This is a genomic window from Collinsella sp. TM09-10AT, from assembly GCF_003436275.1.
Taxonomy (GTDB): Bacteria; Actinomycetota; Coriobacteriia; order Coriobacteriales; family Coriobacteriaceae; genus Collinsella.
The window spans coordinates 1-14,938 of sequence record NZ_QSOP01000020.1 but is presented as its reverse complement, the minus strand read 5'-3'; the positions used below and the strand labels follow the sequence as shown (position 1 = coordinate 14,938).

The 14,938-nt window shown below is 60.3% G+C and carries 13 protein-coding genes; 10 read left to right on the top strand and 3 right to left on the bottom strand.

The features are described 5' to 3' along the window. Nucleotides 1-37: 37 nt before the first annotated feature. The gene (gene glmS / locus DXD77_RS08280) at nucleotides 38-1,885 is read left to right on the top strand and encodes a glutamine--fructose-6-phosphate transaminase (isomerizing) (RefSeq protein WP_117648388.1); all 1,848 of its coding nucleotides are present in this window, start codon (nucleotides 38-40) and stop codon (nucleotides 1,883-1,885) included. 113 nt (nucleotides 1,886-1,998) lie between these two features. On the opposite strand, the gene DXD77_RS08275 is transcribed toward glmS, so the two are convergent. Beyond that, nucleotides 1,999-2,730 (bottom strand): GntR family transcriptional regulator, encoded by a 732-nt coding sequence (locus DXD77_RS08275; protein ID WP_006235626.1) that lies wholly within the window; start codon nucleotides 2,728-2,730, stop codon nucleotides 1,999-2,001. 163 nt (nucleotides 2,731-2,893) lie between these two features. On the opposite strand from DXD77_RS08275, the gene DXD77_RS08270 reads away from it, so the two are divergent. The 3 genes from DXD77_RS08270 to DXD77_RS08260 all read left to right on the top strand — a co-directional run bounded on the left by DXD77_RS08270 (nucleotide 2,894) and on the right by DXD77_RS08260 (nucleotide 6,072). Next, complete coding sequence (locus DXD77_RS08270; protein ID WP_117648387.1) at nucleotides 2,894-3,928, top strand: YeiH family protein; 1,035 nt, start codon at nucleotides 2,894-2,896, stop codon at nucleotides 3,926-3,928. Between the two features lie 266 nt (nucleotides 3,929-4,194). Then, nucleotides 4,195-5,412: a helix-turn-helix domain-containing protein gene (locus DXD77_RS08265; protein ID WP_117648386.1), complete on the top strand. Its 1,218-nt coding sequence runs from the start codon at nucleotides 4,195-4,197 to the stop codon at nucleotides 5,410-5,412. A gap of 153 nt (nucleotides 5,413-5,565) precedes the next feature. Further along, complete coding sequence (locus DXD77_RS08260) at nucleotides 5,566-6,072, top strand: hypothetical protein (protein WP_117648385.1); 507 nt, start codon at nucleotides 5,566-5,568, stop codon at nucleotides 6,070-6,072. Nucleotides 6,073-6,113: 41 nt separating this feature from the next. On the opposite strand, the gene DXD77_RS08255 is transcribed toward DXD77_RS08260, so the two are convergent. Next, on the bottom strand, nucleotides 6,114-6,635 hold the full coding sequence (locus tag DXD77_RS08255) for a nitroreductase family protein (protein WP_117648384.1): 522 nt from the start codon (nucleotides 6,633-6,635) through the stop codon (nucleotides 6,114-6,116). A gap of 294 nt (nucleotides 6,636-6,929) precedes the next feature. On the opposite strand from DXD77_RS08255, the gene DXD77_RS08250 reads away from it, so the two are divergent. The 4 genes from DXD77_RS08250 to DXD77_RS08235 all read left to right on the top strand — a co-directional run bounded on the left by DXD77_RS08250 (nucleotide 6,930) and on the right by DXD77_RS08235 (nucleotide 11,632). After that, entirely contained in the window at nucleotides 6,930-7,220 is a 291-nt protein-coding gene (locus DXD77_RS08250; protein ID WP_199409023.1) for a CDP-alcohol phosphatidyltransferase, read from the top strand. A 179-nt stretch (nucleotides 7,221-7,399) separates the two neighbouring features. Next, on the top strand, nucleotides 7,400-7,900 hold the full coding sequence (locus DXD77_RS08245; protein WP_117648383.1) for a MarR family winged helix-turn-helix transcriptional regulator: 501 nt from the start codon (nucleotides 7,400-7,402) through the stop codon (nucleotides 7,898-7,900). Further along, nucleotides 7,900-9,624 (top strand): ABC transporter ATP-binding protein, encoded by a 1,725-nt coding sequence (locus DXD77_RS08240; RefSeq protein WP_117648382.1) that lies wholly within the window; start codon nucleotides 7,900-7,902, stop codon nucleotides 9,622-9,624. Before DXD77_RS08245 ends, DXD77_RS08240 begins: the two co-directional genes overlap by 1 nt. A 1-nt stretch (nucleotide 9,625) precedes the next feature. Beyond that, complete coding sequence (locus tag DXD77_RS08235; protein ID WP_199409022.1) at nucleotides 9,626-11,632, top strand: ABC transporter ATP-binding protein; 2,007 nt, start codon at nucleotides 9,626-9,628, stop codon at nucleotides 11,630-11,632. A gap of 113 nt (nucleotides 11,633-11,745) precedes the next feature. Here the strand turns inward: DXD77_RS08235 and cysE are convergent, their stop codons facing one another. Next, complete coding sequence (gene cysE / locus DXD77_RS08230) at nucleotides 11,746-12,450, bottom strand: serine O-acetyltransferase (protein ID WP_117648381.1); 705 nt, start codon at nucleotides 12,448-12,450, stop codon at nucleotides 11,746-11,748. Nucleotides 12,451-12,674: 224 nt separating this feature from the next. Between cysE and DXD77_RS08225 the strand changes: the two genes are divergently transcribed. Next, complete coding sequence (locus DXD77_RS08225) at nucleotides 12,675-13,322, top strand: DedA family protein (protein WP_117648380.1); 648 nt, start codon at nucleotides 12,675-12,677, stop codon at nucleotides 13,320-13,322. A 288-nt stretch (nucleotides 13,323-13,610) separates the two neighbouring features. Beyond that, nucleotides 13,611-14,663, top strand: a complete 1,053-nt coding sequence (locus tag DXD77_RS08220; RefSeq protein ID WP_117582948.1) for a branched-chain amino acid aminotransferase — start codon at nucleotides 13,611-13,613, stop codon at nucleotides 14,661-14,663. The last annotated feature ends 275 nt before the right edge of the window (nucleotides 14,664-14,938 follow it).

The window sequence follows — 14,938 nt, the reverse complement described above, 5'->3', positions numbered from 1 at the left end:
GACGTCTTGCAGTCACGCGAACGAAGGGATTTATCCTATGTGCGGAATCGTCGGCTACACCGGCTCTGATATTGCAAAGAACATCCTGGTCACGGGCCTCAAGCGTATGGAGTATCGCGGCTATGACTCCTCGGGCGTCGCGCTCGAGGTGGGCGAGGGCGCCGCGGCTCACCTCGACGTCATCCGCCGCGTGGGCAAGGTTGCGGGCCTGGAGAGCGAGCTTTCCAGCATCGACAGCGACGCTACCTGCGGCATCGGCCATACCCGCTGGGCTACCCATGGCAAGCCTTCCGTTGTCAACGCCCATCCCCACACCAGCTGCGACGGTCGCATCGCCATCGTCCACAACGGCATCATCGAGAACTTCGCTGAGCTGCGCGAAGAACTGGAGGGCCGCGGCCACCACTTTAAGAGCGAGACCGATACCGAGGTCTTCGCGCATCTGATCGAAGAGGCCTATGCCGAGACGCACGACCTGATGGCTTCCGTGCGCGAGGCTTGCACCCACGTGGTCGGTGCCTATGGTCTGGCCGCCGTGTGCGCTGACGAGCCCGGCGTGATCGCCGTGGCCCGCAAGGATTCCCCGATCGTGGTCGGCGCGGGCGAGACCGGCGCCTATGTCGCCTCCGACGTCATCGCGCTCATCGACGCCACCCGCGATGTCGTGGTGCTCGAGGACGGTCAGTTTGCCAAACTCACGCCCGCAGGCGTCGAGTATACCGACGAGGCCGGCAACGTTATCGAGCCCAAGGTCACCCACATCGACTGGGACCTGGACATGGCAGAAAAGGGCGGTTATCCCGACTTTATGCTCAAGGAAATCCACGAGCAGCCGCGCGTCGTGCGCGACACGCTGGTCGGTCGTATGACGCCGGCCGGCGAGCTCGACATCGACGAGCTGGGCCTTTCGCTCGAGGAACTCAACGACATCGACCGCGTCTACGTGATCGCTTGCGGAACCAGCTATCACGCTGGCCTCATTGCCAAGAATCTCATTGAGGGCTGGGCTCGCATCCCCACCGAGGTGGAGGCGGCCAGCGAGTTCCGTTATCGCAACCCCATCATTACGCCGACGACGCTTGTCGTTGCCGTGTCCCAGTCGGGCGAGACGGCCGATACCCTTGCCGCCATTCGCGACGCGCGCATCAAGGGTGCCAAGGTCTTCGGCATCACCAACGTGGTGGGCAGCCCCGTGGCGCGTGAGAGCGACGGCGTCATCTACACCAAGGCCAACAAGGAGATCGCGGTCGCCTCGACCAAGAGCTTCATCGGCCAGGTCGTGAGCCTGACGCTGCTGGCTTTGCTGTTGGCGCAGGTTAAGTACCGTCTGACCACCAAACAGGCGCGCATGCTGTTCCGCGAGCTTTCCGATACGGCCGAGCAGATTCAGTGGATTTTGGATACCCAGACCGAGGCCGTGCATGAGGCCGCCCTGCTGTGCAAGGACGCGCAGTCGGCGCTGTTCGTGGGTCGCGGCATGGGTGCCGCTATTTCCTACGAGGGCGCGCTCAAGCTCAAAGAGGTCAGCTACCTGCACGCCGAGGCCTACGCCGCCGGCGAGATGAAGCACGGTCCCATCGCACTGATCGATCCGGGCTTCCCTGTCATCGCCGTGGCCACCAAGAGCGCCACCTACGACAAGACCGTGTCGAACCTTATGGAGTGCAAGGCGCGCGGCGCCAAGGTCATCGTCGTTGCCACTGAGGGCGACGAGGAGATCAACAAGATCGCCGACTGCATCATCCGCGTGCCGGCAGTCCGCGACGTGTTCAGCCCCATCACGGCGAGCGTCCCGCTGCAGTTGCTCGCCCGCGAGGTGGCCATCCTGCGCGGTTGCGACGTTGACCAACCTCGCAACCTGGCGAAAAGCGTCACGGTCGAATAATTGTTGTTCCGCCGTTCTAGTGACCGAGGCCCGGCTCCGTTGCAGCGGAGCCGGGCCTTGTTGCATTTGCCCAGATAAAACCTGCCAAAATAAACCTGTCCCTTTTTGGCAGGTTAGCGGAGCTTACTGGTCTCGAAGTACTCGGGGAACTGGTCCAGAACCTCGGTTTGGTTGCGGAACATCATGTGCAGGTGCTTGCTGACCAAAAAGCTCGCTTCGATGGGGTCGCGACCGGCGATAGCGCGGCGAATCTGCTTGTGCTCGTTCACGATGTCCTGATTGTCGAGAACCTGCGTGGCGGCGCGCAGCCAGCGGAAGCGCTCCAGGTCGGCATTGGTCTCTTCGAGCCACGACCAAACGGTGCTGCGACATGCGATGCTAAAAATCATGTGATGCATGAGGTTGTCGCTCAAAAAGAAGCCGATGCGATCCTCTTCGGCCATGGCCTTTTCCTGCAGCACGATGGCGCGGTCGAGCTGCTCGATGCCGGCCGACGTGGCTCGCGCACAGCACTCCACAATCACCTGCTTTTCCAGATGTTCGCGGATGTAGCAGGCACTCTCGGCAAGGGTGAGGTTGATGGGTGAGACGTAGGTGCCGCTCTGGGGCACGGTGCGCACCAGGCCTTCCTGCGCCAAGCGAACCAAAGCCTCGCGCACGGGCGTGCGCCCCATATCCAGGTCGTCGCAAAGTTGCTTGACGCCCAGCTTTTCGCCCGGCTTGTAGTCCAGGTAGACGATTTTGCGTCGAATGGTGTGGTAGGACTGGTCCTGTAGGCTCGTTTCCTGCTCGCCGACGTGCATCGATTCTTCCATAGCGCCTCGCAACTGTTCTATCAAACTCATATGTCAGTTGTTAATTATGCCGCGAATCAGCTCTCCGCGGTGGGTAATTCGGCTGTTGCCTGAGAACTATTGCGGCATCTTAGTCTGTGTTTGCGCAAGGCTGCGCTCAATGTTGCCGTATCATAAGCCGTCGCAAACGTGAAATAGAAAGAAGGAATCCCATATGCAACTGGCAAATATCGTACGCGAGCGCTGGAAAGGCGTTTTGTTCTGCCTGATCATCGCCATTCCCGCGACGTTGCTCGGCAAACAAATTGAGGTGGTCGGCGGTCCGGTATTCGCCATCCTCTTTGGCATGGTCCTGGCGCTCGTCTTTCCCAAGAATCGTCGCGAACAGCTCGCCGCCGGCGTCACCTATACGTCTAAAAAAGTCTTGCAGTACGCGGTAATCCTGCTTGGCTTTGGCATGAACCTCTCGCAGATTCTGTCCAAGGGCGCCCAGTCGCTGCCGATTATCGTGGCGACAATCTCGACTTCGCTTGTCATTGCCTTTGTGCTCTGCCGCGTTATGAACGTGCCGAGTAAGATCGCGACGCTTGTGGGTGTGGGCTCGTCGATTTGCGGCGGTTCTGCCATCGCCGCGACCGCGCCCGTCATCGATGCCGACGATCGCGAGATTGCCCAGGCCATTTCGGTCATCTTCCTGTTTAACGTTATCGCGGCGCTCGTGTTTCCGACGCTCGGCGGTATGCTCGGGCTGACAGACGAGGGCTTTGGCCTGTTTGCCGGCACCGCCATCAACGACACCTCGTCCGTAACGGCTGCGGCGAGCGCCTGGGACAGCATGCATCCCGGCGCCAATGTGCTCGAGAGCGCCACGGTGGTCAAGCTCACCAGAACGCTGGCCATTATCCCCATCACGCTGGTTCTCGCATGCTGGCAGATGCATCTGGCGCGCAAGGCCGGCGGCGACGCCAAAAGCACGTTCTCCCTTAAACGCGCGTTTCCCATGTTTGTGCTGTTCTTTGTGCTGGCGAGCGTAATCACCACGGTGCTTCAGCTTCCCGCGCCCTTTACGGCGCCCATCAAGGAGCTTTCGAAGTTCTTTATTGTGATGGCCATGGCGGCTATTGGTTTTAATACCGATATCGTCGAGCTGGTCAAAAAGGGCGGCAAGCCCATCGCGCTGGGCTTTTGCTGCTGGATTGGCATTGCGTGCATGAGTTTGGGGATGCAGCACGTGCTGGGAATCTGGTAGAGAAGTAGCTTATTTGCGTGCTGCGTGCCGGTGAGCGCATTCTCACGGTGGAGCGATAGGAGCTCTTGCGGGTATGGCTTGTCCGCAGGTTTATAAGTCCCGAAGAGCTCTTATCGCCCCGCCAGGATGGCGATGCGGGGCAACACCTATACTCGCAGGACGGCGCTTTCTGCCCTATAGTGTTTGGTGAGCAATATCGTTCAATTTTGAAACACTCGGTCGTGCGACCGTCGGCGGCTGCACGTCGCCGCGGACAGGGGCAAATTATGGATAGCGATGCCAAGCTGAACATCTTGACCGAGGCCCTGGCTGCTGCCGGGGCCTCGGCATTGGCAATCGATGTGCGTGGGGACGTCGCGATTTCGACCATGAATGACGCGGCGCTTGAGCGGGATGTGGCGGCTTTTGTCGCTGAGCGCCTCGACCGTATAGGAGACGGCGCGCGTCTGGTTATGGGACGTGCGGGTGCGCGCCTGAGCCTGACCGTTCGCCCCACCGACAAAGAGGGCGGGAGGCTTTGGGTCGTTGTGGTCCGCGAGGTGCGCGGTGCCGCGGCGCATGCGGGCATCGAGTGGCTCAACGCCGACGAAGTTGAGGCCCGCTACGAATCGAGCGCGTACGGCGTCGTTGAGGGTGCCGCTGCGGTAGCTGCACCGGTGGCCGAGAGCTATGCGCGCGGCGTGCCCCTTATGCTCGAGGGCGAGCTGGGCGCGGGTCAGGTCGAGATCGCCAAGCGCCTCTATCTGGACGGTCCTTTTGCCGATCAACCCTTTGTTTCCGTCGCGCTCGATGAGCTCACCGATCGGGGCTGGCGCCATGTGCTCAAAAGCTCCGAATCGCCGCTGTTCCAAACGGGGCTGACCCTTTGCATTGAGGGCTGGAACGCGGTTGGCCCCCAGCGCCTCCGCGAGCTCGTTTCCACGATGGCTGACACCGCGTTGGCGACGCGCTGCCATGTGGTGCTGACAGCGAATGACATGCCGGGCGGCGGCGAAAGTGATCAAGCCGCCTTTGTGACCGAGCGCTTCGCCTGTGCGGTGAGCGTGGCGCCGGCGATTGCCGAGCAAGGAGCCGCGTCGACAAAGGTTGCGCGCTATTTGGAATATCTCGCTGATGCATTTGGGACGGCAGCGCCCACGCTGTCCGCCGCGGCGACGAAGACGCTCGATGCTTACCGCTGGCCGCGCAATTATCTGCAGCTCCGCGAGGTCTCGGAACGACTGTATATATTGGTGGGGGCGGGCGCGGTGGACCGCGCTGTGGCGGAGGAAGTGCTCGCCCAAGAGGACGTGATTAAGACCGCAACCTTTGGCGCCCCGACACTCGAAAGTGACCTGTATATCCTGCGACCGCTGGCCGATACCGAGCGAGATATCGCGCATCTGGTTGTAGATCATCTACACGGCAACCGAACCCGTGCGGCGGAGGTGCTGGGCATAAGCCGTACAACGCTGTGGCGCTTGCTGAAGGACGATGACCGTTGAGCGAGGCGCCCGTGACCGCGCGCGACGCGTGTGCTACAGTCCAAAGCGTTATTGTTTCGATTTGGTTACGGCGTGCGAGGGCATATGGCTGAGACTTCAAAACCGAGCCGCAGAAGGCGGAGTGCCGCGCCGGTTAACCGACGCACGACATCGGTGACGTGGGGCAAACACGCCTCGGGGTTTGATGGCTCGTTCAAGCGCACTAAATATGGCTATCCTTCGGCAAGCGCTCGCTTGGCCATGCAGGCCGAGTCGTCGCTGTGGGGCCGCAAGCGCGTGGTGGGCTCAAAGCTCAAGCACGACGGAACGCTCGGTTACATCAGCCGCGGGGCGGCTCGTCGCAGCGGGCTCAATCCCGCCGGCTGGCATCGCTACGTGCCGATCGTGGCTGTCGTTGCAGCAATCATCATCGCACTCGCTGCGCTTGGCTACGCCGGCGGCGGCGCCAACTTGGACGCAATGTTTAAATCGCCCGAGCTCGCACATGCAGGCATAGAAGTTGTCGAGGGCGCACAGGTCCAGACGGGCGTCGCGCCCCAGCGCGGAATCGTTGCGGCAGCTTCCACTATCGCCGATGCGCAAAAGGACGAGGACGAACAGGGCGACGGCGCCGAAACGACTCAAACGAACGAAACGACGACAACTCCACCGGCAAGATAAGTTGCGAGCGGGTCCGCCGTTCGTTAGAACGGCGGAACTAATTACTTTACATACAGCACGTTGTCGCGGCGGGGTTTGGGCTCGGGTAGCGTGTCCTCGGCATAGCCCAGAATGCAGTGACCGACACCGCGCAGGCTGCCGTCGGCGGGCAGGCCCCAGCTTGCCAGCAGTTCCAAGCCTTCGGGCGAGTCGAAGACCTCATGTGCGCGGTGAATCCAGCACGAATCGACACCCAGTGCATAGGCGGCGTTGAGCAAGTTGCCCATGGCGAGCGAGCCGTCTTCCAGATGTGTGGGCACGCTGCGGTCAACCAGCACCACCACAACGGTCTTGGCGCCATAGAAGGGGTCGCCGTTGCTGCCCATGACCTGGGCGTTGAGCTGCGAGAGACGCTTGACGGTCGTGGGGTCGGTGACGGCGACAAACGTCACCGGCTGGCGCCCCATGCCGCTCGGTGCATATTGGCCGGCTTCGATAATACGTGCAAGCTTTTCGGCCTCGACGGGACGATCGCTGTAGTTGCGGCAGCTGCGGCGGTGAATGAGCGCTTCGATAGTCTCCATGGTGTCTCCTTGCGGTGGCGTTGCAGATGTCCCGTTCATACCCGCCGGGCTCAAACGATAGACGGTCAATTGCCCGGCCAAAAGGATAGATTCCAATTGGGAAAGTAGGTTTGCATAAAAGTACCTTCAGAATGTGACAAACAAATGGGATGGTTAAACGTTTTATCCCGTCTACCCTGCGGTTTTTTACCACTTGCCTAAATGACGAACGCATAACCTCTGATAAAGGTTTTACTAAAGGAGTACCAACGTTTATCAATGCGCCGTGGTGGCGCCGGGCCAGGAGGTAACATCATGTTCCAGGCTGGAGATGTCATCGAGACCGATTTCGAAGGATTTCTGAAGCTGCTGCGTTCCAAGACGCGCGCTTTCGTGTCGATCAACGATCACGAGTACTACATCACACACACCGATGGATATTGGCGTGTTCAGGATTGCGAGGCCCTCAACGATAAGGGCCACTTTACTGACTGCTCCGAGCTGGTCAACACGGTCTGCGAGGTCGTCGAGCTGCCGTGGATTGCCGGCAAGAGCCTGCATGATAGCTTCTCGGGCGCTACGGTCTATGAGGCCGTCGCCGCTTAACAGGCAATAAAACCCGATTTTCACGTGACCGCTGGCGCTGCCCCCGCGCCGGCGGTCTTTTTCTGCCGATAGGCCATAAAGTGCAAACATTTGCAGAGCGACTGTTGACGATAGTCAAAACTCGGACTAATCTAGAGACATAAATTGGTCAAAAATCGGACAATCGAATGGTGGGATAGATGAATAGTGCGGTTACGCTGGTCGACTTCGACCGGTTGCTCAATGGACTCGACCATATCTATTCGGAGTTCTCGCGCGCCTGCGGCCTTTCGGACTGCGCTTACTGGATGCTCGTCGATACCAGCACGGCGGGCGGCAGTATTGCCGTAAGCCGTCTGACAAGCGAATGGTTCTACAGCAAGCAGACCATCAACTCGGCCATTAAAACCTTGACGGCGCGGGGCTTCGCAACGTTGGAGTTTGCCGAAGGCAGTCGTAAGAACAAGGTTGTGAGCCTGACCGAAGAGGGCAGGCGATTTGCCGAGCGTTATGCGCTGCCGGCACTCAAGGCCGAGCAGCGAGCCTTTGGCGCGCTTGAGCCGTGTGAGCAGCGCGAGATTATGCGCTTGATCGGAAAATTCTCTCAGGTGCTCGGTGAGGAGTGCGAGGCATTTAAGCAGCATATCGCTGCCGAGAGCCAAGCCGAGAATCAAGGTGAGGGGGAGTCGTGCGACTGTTAATGAGGTTTCTGAAGCCCTATCGAGGGCTTATCGCAGTGACGCTGCTGGTGCTGCTGGTTGATAACGTCGGCACGCTGTTGGTTCCCACGATGCTGGCGAACATGGTCAACACCGGTATCACCACGGGTGATGTCGACTACATTTTGCGCAATGGCCTCTACATGCTTATCGCGACCGGCATGGCCAGCGGCGGCGCGGTGCTGGGCTGCTATCTTTCGGCGCGCTTGGCCGCCAACGTGGCCTGCGATATCCGCAATGCCGTGTACGACAAGTCGCTCGAGCTCGCGGCCAGCGACTTTGAGCGCTTTGGCACCGGATCGATGATCACGCGCTCGCTCAACGACATCAACGTGATTCAGCAGGCGATTCTGCAGACGATTCAGCTGGTGCTGCCCGTGCCGTTTTTGGCTGTGGCGGGCATCATCTTCGCCTGGTTTATCGATCCTGCCATGGGCACGCTTCTGGGCGTCGTGGTTGCGATTGTGCTGGTGGCGGCGGTCTTTACGGTTGCCAACGCGGCTCCGATCTTTATGCGCTTGCAGAGCTTTATCGACCGCATGAACGTGGTGCTGCGCGAAAACATCGTGGGCGTGCGCGTCATCCGTGCGTTTAACAAGGAGCGTCACGAGGAGCGGCGCCTGGACGAGGTGTTCAGCGACTACGCCGCCAACGCCATCAAAGTCAACCACCTGTTTGTGGGCCTCGACAGCTCAAGCTTCTTTTTGATGAACATCGCCGAGGTAGCGGTGCTGTGGGTTGGCGGCAACCGCGTGGGCGCCCACGCCATGCAGATCGCGAGCATCTCGGCGGTGCTGGAGTACGCGCTTCTGATCCTGTTCTTTGTGATGATGGCGCAGATGGTGGTGCTAACGCTGCCACGCGCCGCGGCATGTCTAAGCCGTGCACAGCAAGTGCTGGAGATTGAGCCGAGCATCGTCGATGGCCAGCGTACGCTTGATGCGGCCGCGTCCGACTCAAAGGACGGGGCTGATGCGGTTGCCGTGTTCGATCATATGTCGTTTCGCTTTGACGACGCCGACGAGGACACGCTGTGCGATCTGAACTTTACCTGTCGTCGTGGTCAGACGACAGCGATTGTGGGCTCGACGGGCTCGGGCAAGTCGACGGTGGCAAAGCTTCTGTTGCGCTTCCACGATGCCACGAAGGGTGCCATTCGCTTGAGCGGCGTCGATTTGCGCGAGCTTTCGCAAGGTGAGATTCGCGGGCGCATCGCCTACGTGCCACAGAAGGCGTGGCTGTTCTCGGGCACCGTGGCAAGCAACCTGCGCTTTGGCAACGAAGACGCGACCGAGGCGGACATGCTTCATGCGCTGCAGGTTGCCCAGAGCACCTTTGTGCTCGATCAGCCGCAGGGGCTCGATACCCCGGTGGTGCAGGGCGGTACGAACTTTTCGGGCGGCCAGCGCCAACGTCTGGCCATCGCCCGTGCGCTCATGAAGCATGCCGATCTGTATATCTTCGACGATAGTTTTTCGGCCCTGGACTTTAAGACCGATGCGGCCCTGCGCCATGCGCTGCAGGACGAGACGCGCGACGCCGCGGTGCTCATCATCGCGCAGCGCATCTCGACGATTCTGCACGCCGACCAGATTGTCGTGCTCAAGGATGGCGAGGTCGTGGGCCTGGGCACGCATGGCGAGCTTATGGAAACCTGCGAGGTGTACCGCGCCATCGCGGAATCGCAGATGAAGGGAGGTGAGTAGCATGACCGAGGAGCTCGAGAAGCAGGGCGGCGTTGATGACGCCGTTGCCGCGGGGCTGGTCGAGGAAACGGCTGTCACGTCGACCGAGCTGGATGACGCCGCCAAGGCTGCAGTCGAGCGCGAGGCTCGCCGCCAAGCGCTCTACGAGGAAAACGAGCGTGCCGAGGACGAGCGTGCCCGCGCCGAGGCAGAGCGTATGCGCGACGTGGACGACGAAGAAGAGGGCGAGACGCCCCGGGATACCTGGGCGACGGTGCGCCGCCTGTGGAGCGAGGCCGTCGGCGACCATTGGCGCTTCTACATCGTGTTTGCGAGCATTGTGTTCTATGTTATCTTTAACACCGCTGCACCGACATATAGCGCCCGCGTGATCGATGAGCTGTGGGGCCACATTCAGGTGGCGTTTGCCAACGGAACCACCTTCAACATCACCTGGGAGAACTGCGGCAAGACCATCTTCGTCTACTTTATGATCTGGACTGCCGCTGCCTTGTTCTATGCGCTCCAGAGCTTTTTGATGTCGAGCGTGGCCGAACGCCTCAACCTGCGTCTACGCAACCGCATCGCACAAAAGCTCAACCGTCTGCCGCTTGCCTTCTTTGACGCGCATCGTCCCGGTGAGGTCGTCAGCCGTGCGACCAACGACTTGGACAAGATGTCCGAGAGCATGCAGCGCGGATTGCTGCAGCTGCTTGTGTCGATCGGCACCGTGGTGGGCGCCGTGGGCGTGATGTTCGTGTTTAGCGTGCCGCTTACGCTCGTCTTTTTGTTCTTTACGGCGTTGTCGCTGCTGGTGACCAAGGTGGTTTCGCGCCGTACGCATGATGTGACGGGCGAGCGTCAGGAGTGGGTGTCCAAAATCACGAGCGCGGTCGAGGAAGGCTATTCGGGCCGTTTGGTGATTCGCGCATTCAACCGCGAGCACCAGAGCTCTGCCGAGGTGCACGAGGCCTCGGGCGAGCTGGCGCGCGTGAGCACCAAGGCCGACTTTATGATCAACGCCGTCGGACCCGCGGTTCGCTTTATTGGTCGCCTGGCGCAGATTGTGATTGCGCTCGTGGGCTGCAGCATGCTGGTCGCCGGTCACATGACCGTCGGCGTGTTCCAGGCGTTCTTCCAGTTTATCTACGAGGCGTCCGAACCCATGACGCAGCTGTCGTTCACTTTTAACTCGCTGCAGAGCGCGCTGGCGAGTGCGGAGCGCGTTTTCGACCTGCTTGATGAGCCCGAGATAGAGGCCGATCCGCTGCCGGACGAGGCCGCCAAGCTGCCGGGTCGCATTGAGGGCCGCGTCGCTTTTGAGCACGTGCGCTTTGGCTATGCGCCCGACAAGCCGCTCATGCGCGACGTGTCGTTTACCGCCGAGCCGGGCCAGAAGATTGCCGTGGTGGGAACCACGGGCGCAGGCAAGACGACGCTCATCAACCTGCTCATGCGCTTCTACGAGATTGACGGCGGGCGTATTACGCTCGACGGCGTGGATACGAGCCGCATGGATCGCGGCGAGCTGCGACAGCAGTTTGGCATGGTGCTACAGGACGCCTGGCTGTTCGACGGCACGATTGCCGAGAACATCGCCTACGGCTGCCCCGAGGCAACGCGCGAGGAGATTGTTGCGGCCGCTCGCGCCGCCCAGGTCGACTTCTTTGTGCGCACCATGCCTCAGGGCTACGACACGCGCGTAGCCAACGATGCCGAAAGCATCAGCCAGGGCCAGCGTCAGCTGCTGACCATCGCACGCGTGCTGCTCAACAACCCGGCGATTCTCATCCTGGACGAGGCGACCTCAAGTGTGGACACGCGCACCGAGCTTGCTATCGGCCGCGCCATGGACGCGCTCATGCGCGGGCGCACGAGCTTTGTGATCGCGCATCGCCTGTCGACGATCGTGGACGCCGACCTGATCTTGGTCATGGACCACGGCAACATTATCGAGCAAGGCACGCATAAGGAACTGCTGGCTGCCGAGGGTGCTTACGCCGACCTCTATCTGAGTCAGTTCGCATAATGTGACAAAGGGACAGTCCCGCATGTCACATCAAAAGGAATGGCGCGCCGGGGATTGATTCCCTGGCGCGCCTTTTGCGTCGGTGCCGATATTGTTTTGTGCCGCTTGCGTTCCTAACGTTCGTCCATGAGCTTGGCGACGAGGGCCTTGAGCTCGGCCACCTCTCGCTCGAGTTCCTTGACGCGGCGGGCATTCTCGGTGATGCCCTGGCGGTTGAGGGCACTCTGCTCGGCGGCATCGTCGGGCATGTATTCGCGGTGCTGCTTGGCGTCGAAGCTTTCCTCGAATACGCGGCAGCCGTTGCGCTTGATGACGCGGCCCGGCACGCCCACGACGGTGCAGTTGTCGGGTACGTCCTTGACGACGACCGAGTTGCCGCCGATTTTGACGTTGTTGCCAATGCGAATGTTGCCGAGCACCTTGGCGCCTGTGCCCACGGTGACGTTGTTGCCCAGGGTGGGGTGGCGCTTGCCGGTCTCGTTGCCGGTGCCGCCAAGTGTGACGCCCTGATAGAGCACGCAGTTGTCGCCCACAATGGCGGTTTCGCCGATGACAACGCCCATGGCGTGGTCGATAAAGAAATGCTTGCCGATCTGTGCGGCAGGATGAATCTCGACGCCAGTGATATGGCGGGTGATTTGCGAGAGCACGCGGGCGAGCGAGCGATGTCCATGTTCCCACAGCCAGTGCTCGGGCACGTGGTTCCACTTGGCGTGCAGGCCGGGGTAAGAAAGGAAGATGACTAGGCCGTTTTGCGCGGCGGGGTCCTGTGCCTGGACGGTCTTGATGTCCTCGCGAATGGTATTGATAAAGCTCACCGGCCGCCCTCCCTTAGCGCCGCGACAATGCAATTCAATAAAGTATAGCGATTCGCTAGGGATTAGGAAGAGCAATCTTGCTCGGCTTTGCGCGACAGGTGTCAATTATGCAAACTTGCTGGTAATGAAGTCACGCTTTTGTAAGGTCGTGTGCGTTGCCGCGTCACAACCGTATACTGGTCAACTTGGACGTATCCGCGCCCACAACTGAGAGGTTTTACTTCATGGGTTTCATCAATTTTATCGCCGAGCTGCTTAAGGATCCGCGCACCGCGATCGCCAGCTGGATCGCCGCTGGCCCGCTTATGGCCTACGGCTGCGTGTTCCTGATCATCTTTATCGAGACGGGCGTGGTGTTCTTCCCGTTCCTTCCCGGCGACTCGCTGCTGTTTGCCTCGGGTTTCTTTGCCCACAACGGCGGCTTTAACATCGTGGCTCTGCTGGCCGTCGCATGGACGGCTGCCATTTTGGGTGATCAGTGCAACTTTATGATCGGTCACTTCTTTGGCAAAAAGATCATCGCTTCGGGTAAGGTCAAGGCCATGACGCCCGAGCGAATCAAAAAGTCCGAGGACTTCCTGGACAAGTGGGGCCACCTGGCCATCTTCCTGGGTCGCTTCTTCCCGTTTATCCGCACCTTTGTGCCTTTCATCGCCGGCATGGGCGGCATGCACTGGCGCAACTTTGTCATCTTTAACGTGCTGGGCGGCATTACCTGGTCGACGGTCTTTACGCTGTTGGGCTACTTCTTTGGCGGCATTCCCTTTGTGCAGGAGCACTTTGAGCTGCTGATTATCGGCATCGTCGCCGTGTCGATCATCCCGACCGTGGTCGGTCTGGTTAAGGCTAAGCTGGGCAAAAAGAACGCGTAGCTCGAGCCAGCGCGCAAACCGTGCCGTTGAGGCCCGTCACCCTTTACGGTGGCGGGCCTTTCTGCTTCGGTCAAATGAAAATACTTTACTTAGTTAAAGAAAAGCGTTTTATCAGACGCGTACGGGGAGTACAATCTCGTGCATGCGAATCGACGTGCCATCGGCTTTGATGCCGTTCGCGTGTCCCGTCCGGCTCTACGCTCCGGGCGTGCGACGTTGCGACGCGGTCGGCTTCGGTCTTTGCGTGCGGGTTCGCGAGTATGCAACTGTGTATGTAAGGAGCGACATATGACTGTCGAGAAGAAGGATATCGATTGGGGTAGCCTCGGCTTTGGCTACATGAAAACCGATTACAGCTACGAGGCTCATTGGAAGGATGGCGAGTGGGACGAGGGCGGCCTGACCACCGACCACACCCTGCATGTTTCCGAGTGCGGCGGCATCTTCCATTACTGCCAGGAGGTCTTTGAGGGCCTGAAGGCCTACACCGCCGAGGACGGCAGCATCGTCTGCTTCCGTCCCGACATGAACGCTGAGCGTATGTATAACTCTGCCCAGCGCCTCGAGATGCCCCCGTTCCCCAAGGACAAGTTTGTCGAGGCCGTCAAGCAGGTCGTTTCTGCCAACGCCGCCTGGGTTCCGCCCTTCGGTTCCGGCGCGACCCTGTACGTGCGTCCGTTTATGATCGGCTCCGGTGACGTGATCGGCGTGGCTCCCGCTCCTGAGTACACGTTCCGCATTCTCGTGACCCCGGTCGGTCCGTACTTTAAGGGTGGCCTCAAGCCCGTCAAGCTGCGCGTTTCCGAGTATGACCGCGCTGCACCGCACGGCACCGGTAACATCAAGGCCGGCCTGAACTACGCCATGTCCCTTAAACCCACGATGGAGGCCCATCGCGAGGGTTATGCCGAGAACCTGTATCTCGACTCCGAGTCCCGCACCTATGTCGAGGAGACCGGCGGCGCCAACGTGCTGTTCGTGAAGGAGGACGGCACCCTCGTCGTTCCGCAGTCGCACACCGACTCCATCCTGCCCTCTATCACCCGTCGTTCGCTCGTTCAGGTTGCTCAGGACCTGGGCATTACCGTCGACCAGCGTCCCGTCGAGTGGGCCGAGGTCAAGGCCGGTACCTTTGTCGAGTGCGGCCTGTGCGGCACCGCTGCCGTTATCTCCCCGGTCGGCGAGATCGACAACAAGGTTTACGGCGCCGACGAGACCGTGACCTTCCCGGCTGGCTACACCGAGATCGGCCCTGTGATGAAGAAGCTTCGCGAGACCCTGACTGGTATCCAGTCTGGTGCTGTTGAAGATAAGCACAACTGGGTTTACACCGTCGCGTAAGCTGACTTACCTGTCCGGCCCGAGGGCGGCCTTCCTTTCCGGCGCGTCCTCGGACATGAAAGAACCTCCGCTGCGCACTACGTGCGGCGGAGGTTCTTTCGTCCTGCGGAATGCGCCGGAAAGGAAGGCCGCCCTCGGGCCTGCGTTGCCTCGGCGCTGCCGTTACGGGCAACATAGATCTGAATTAAAGATGGTGCGCGGCCTTTTGGGCCGCGCTTTTGTTTTTTCAAGACTTTAGTCTGCTGGCCGCGCAGCGCCCAGCTTTAAACCACCCG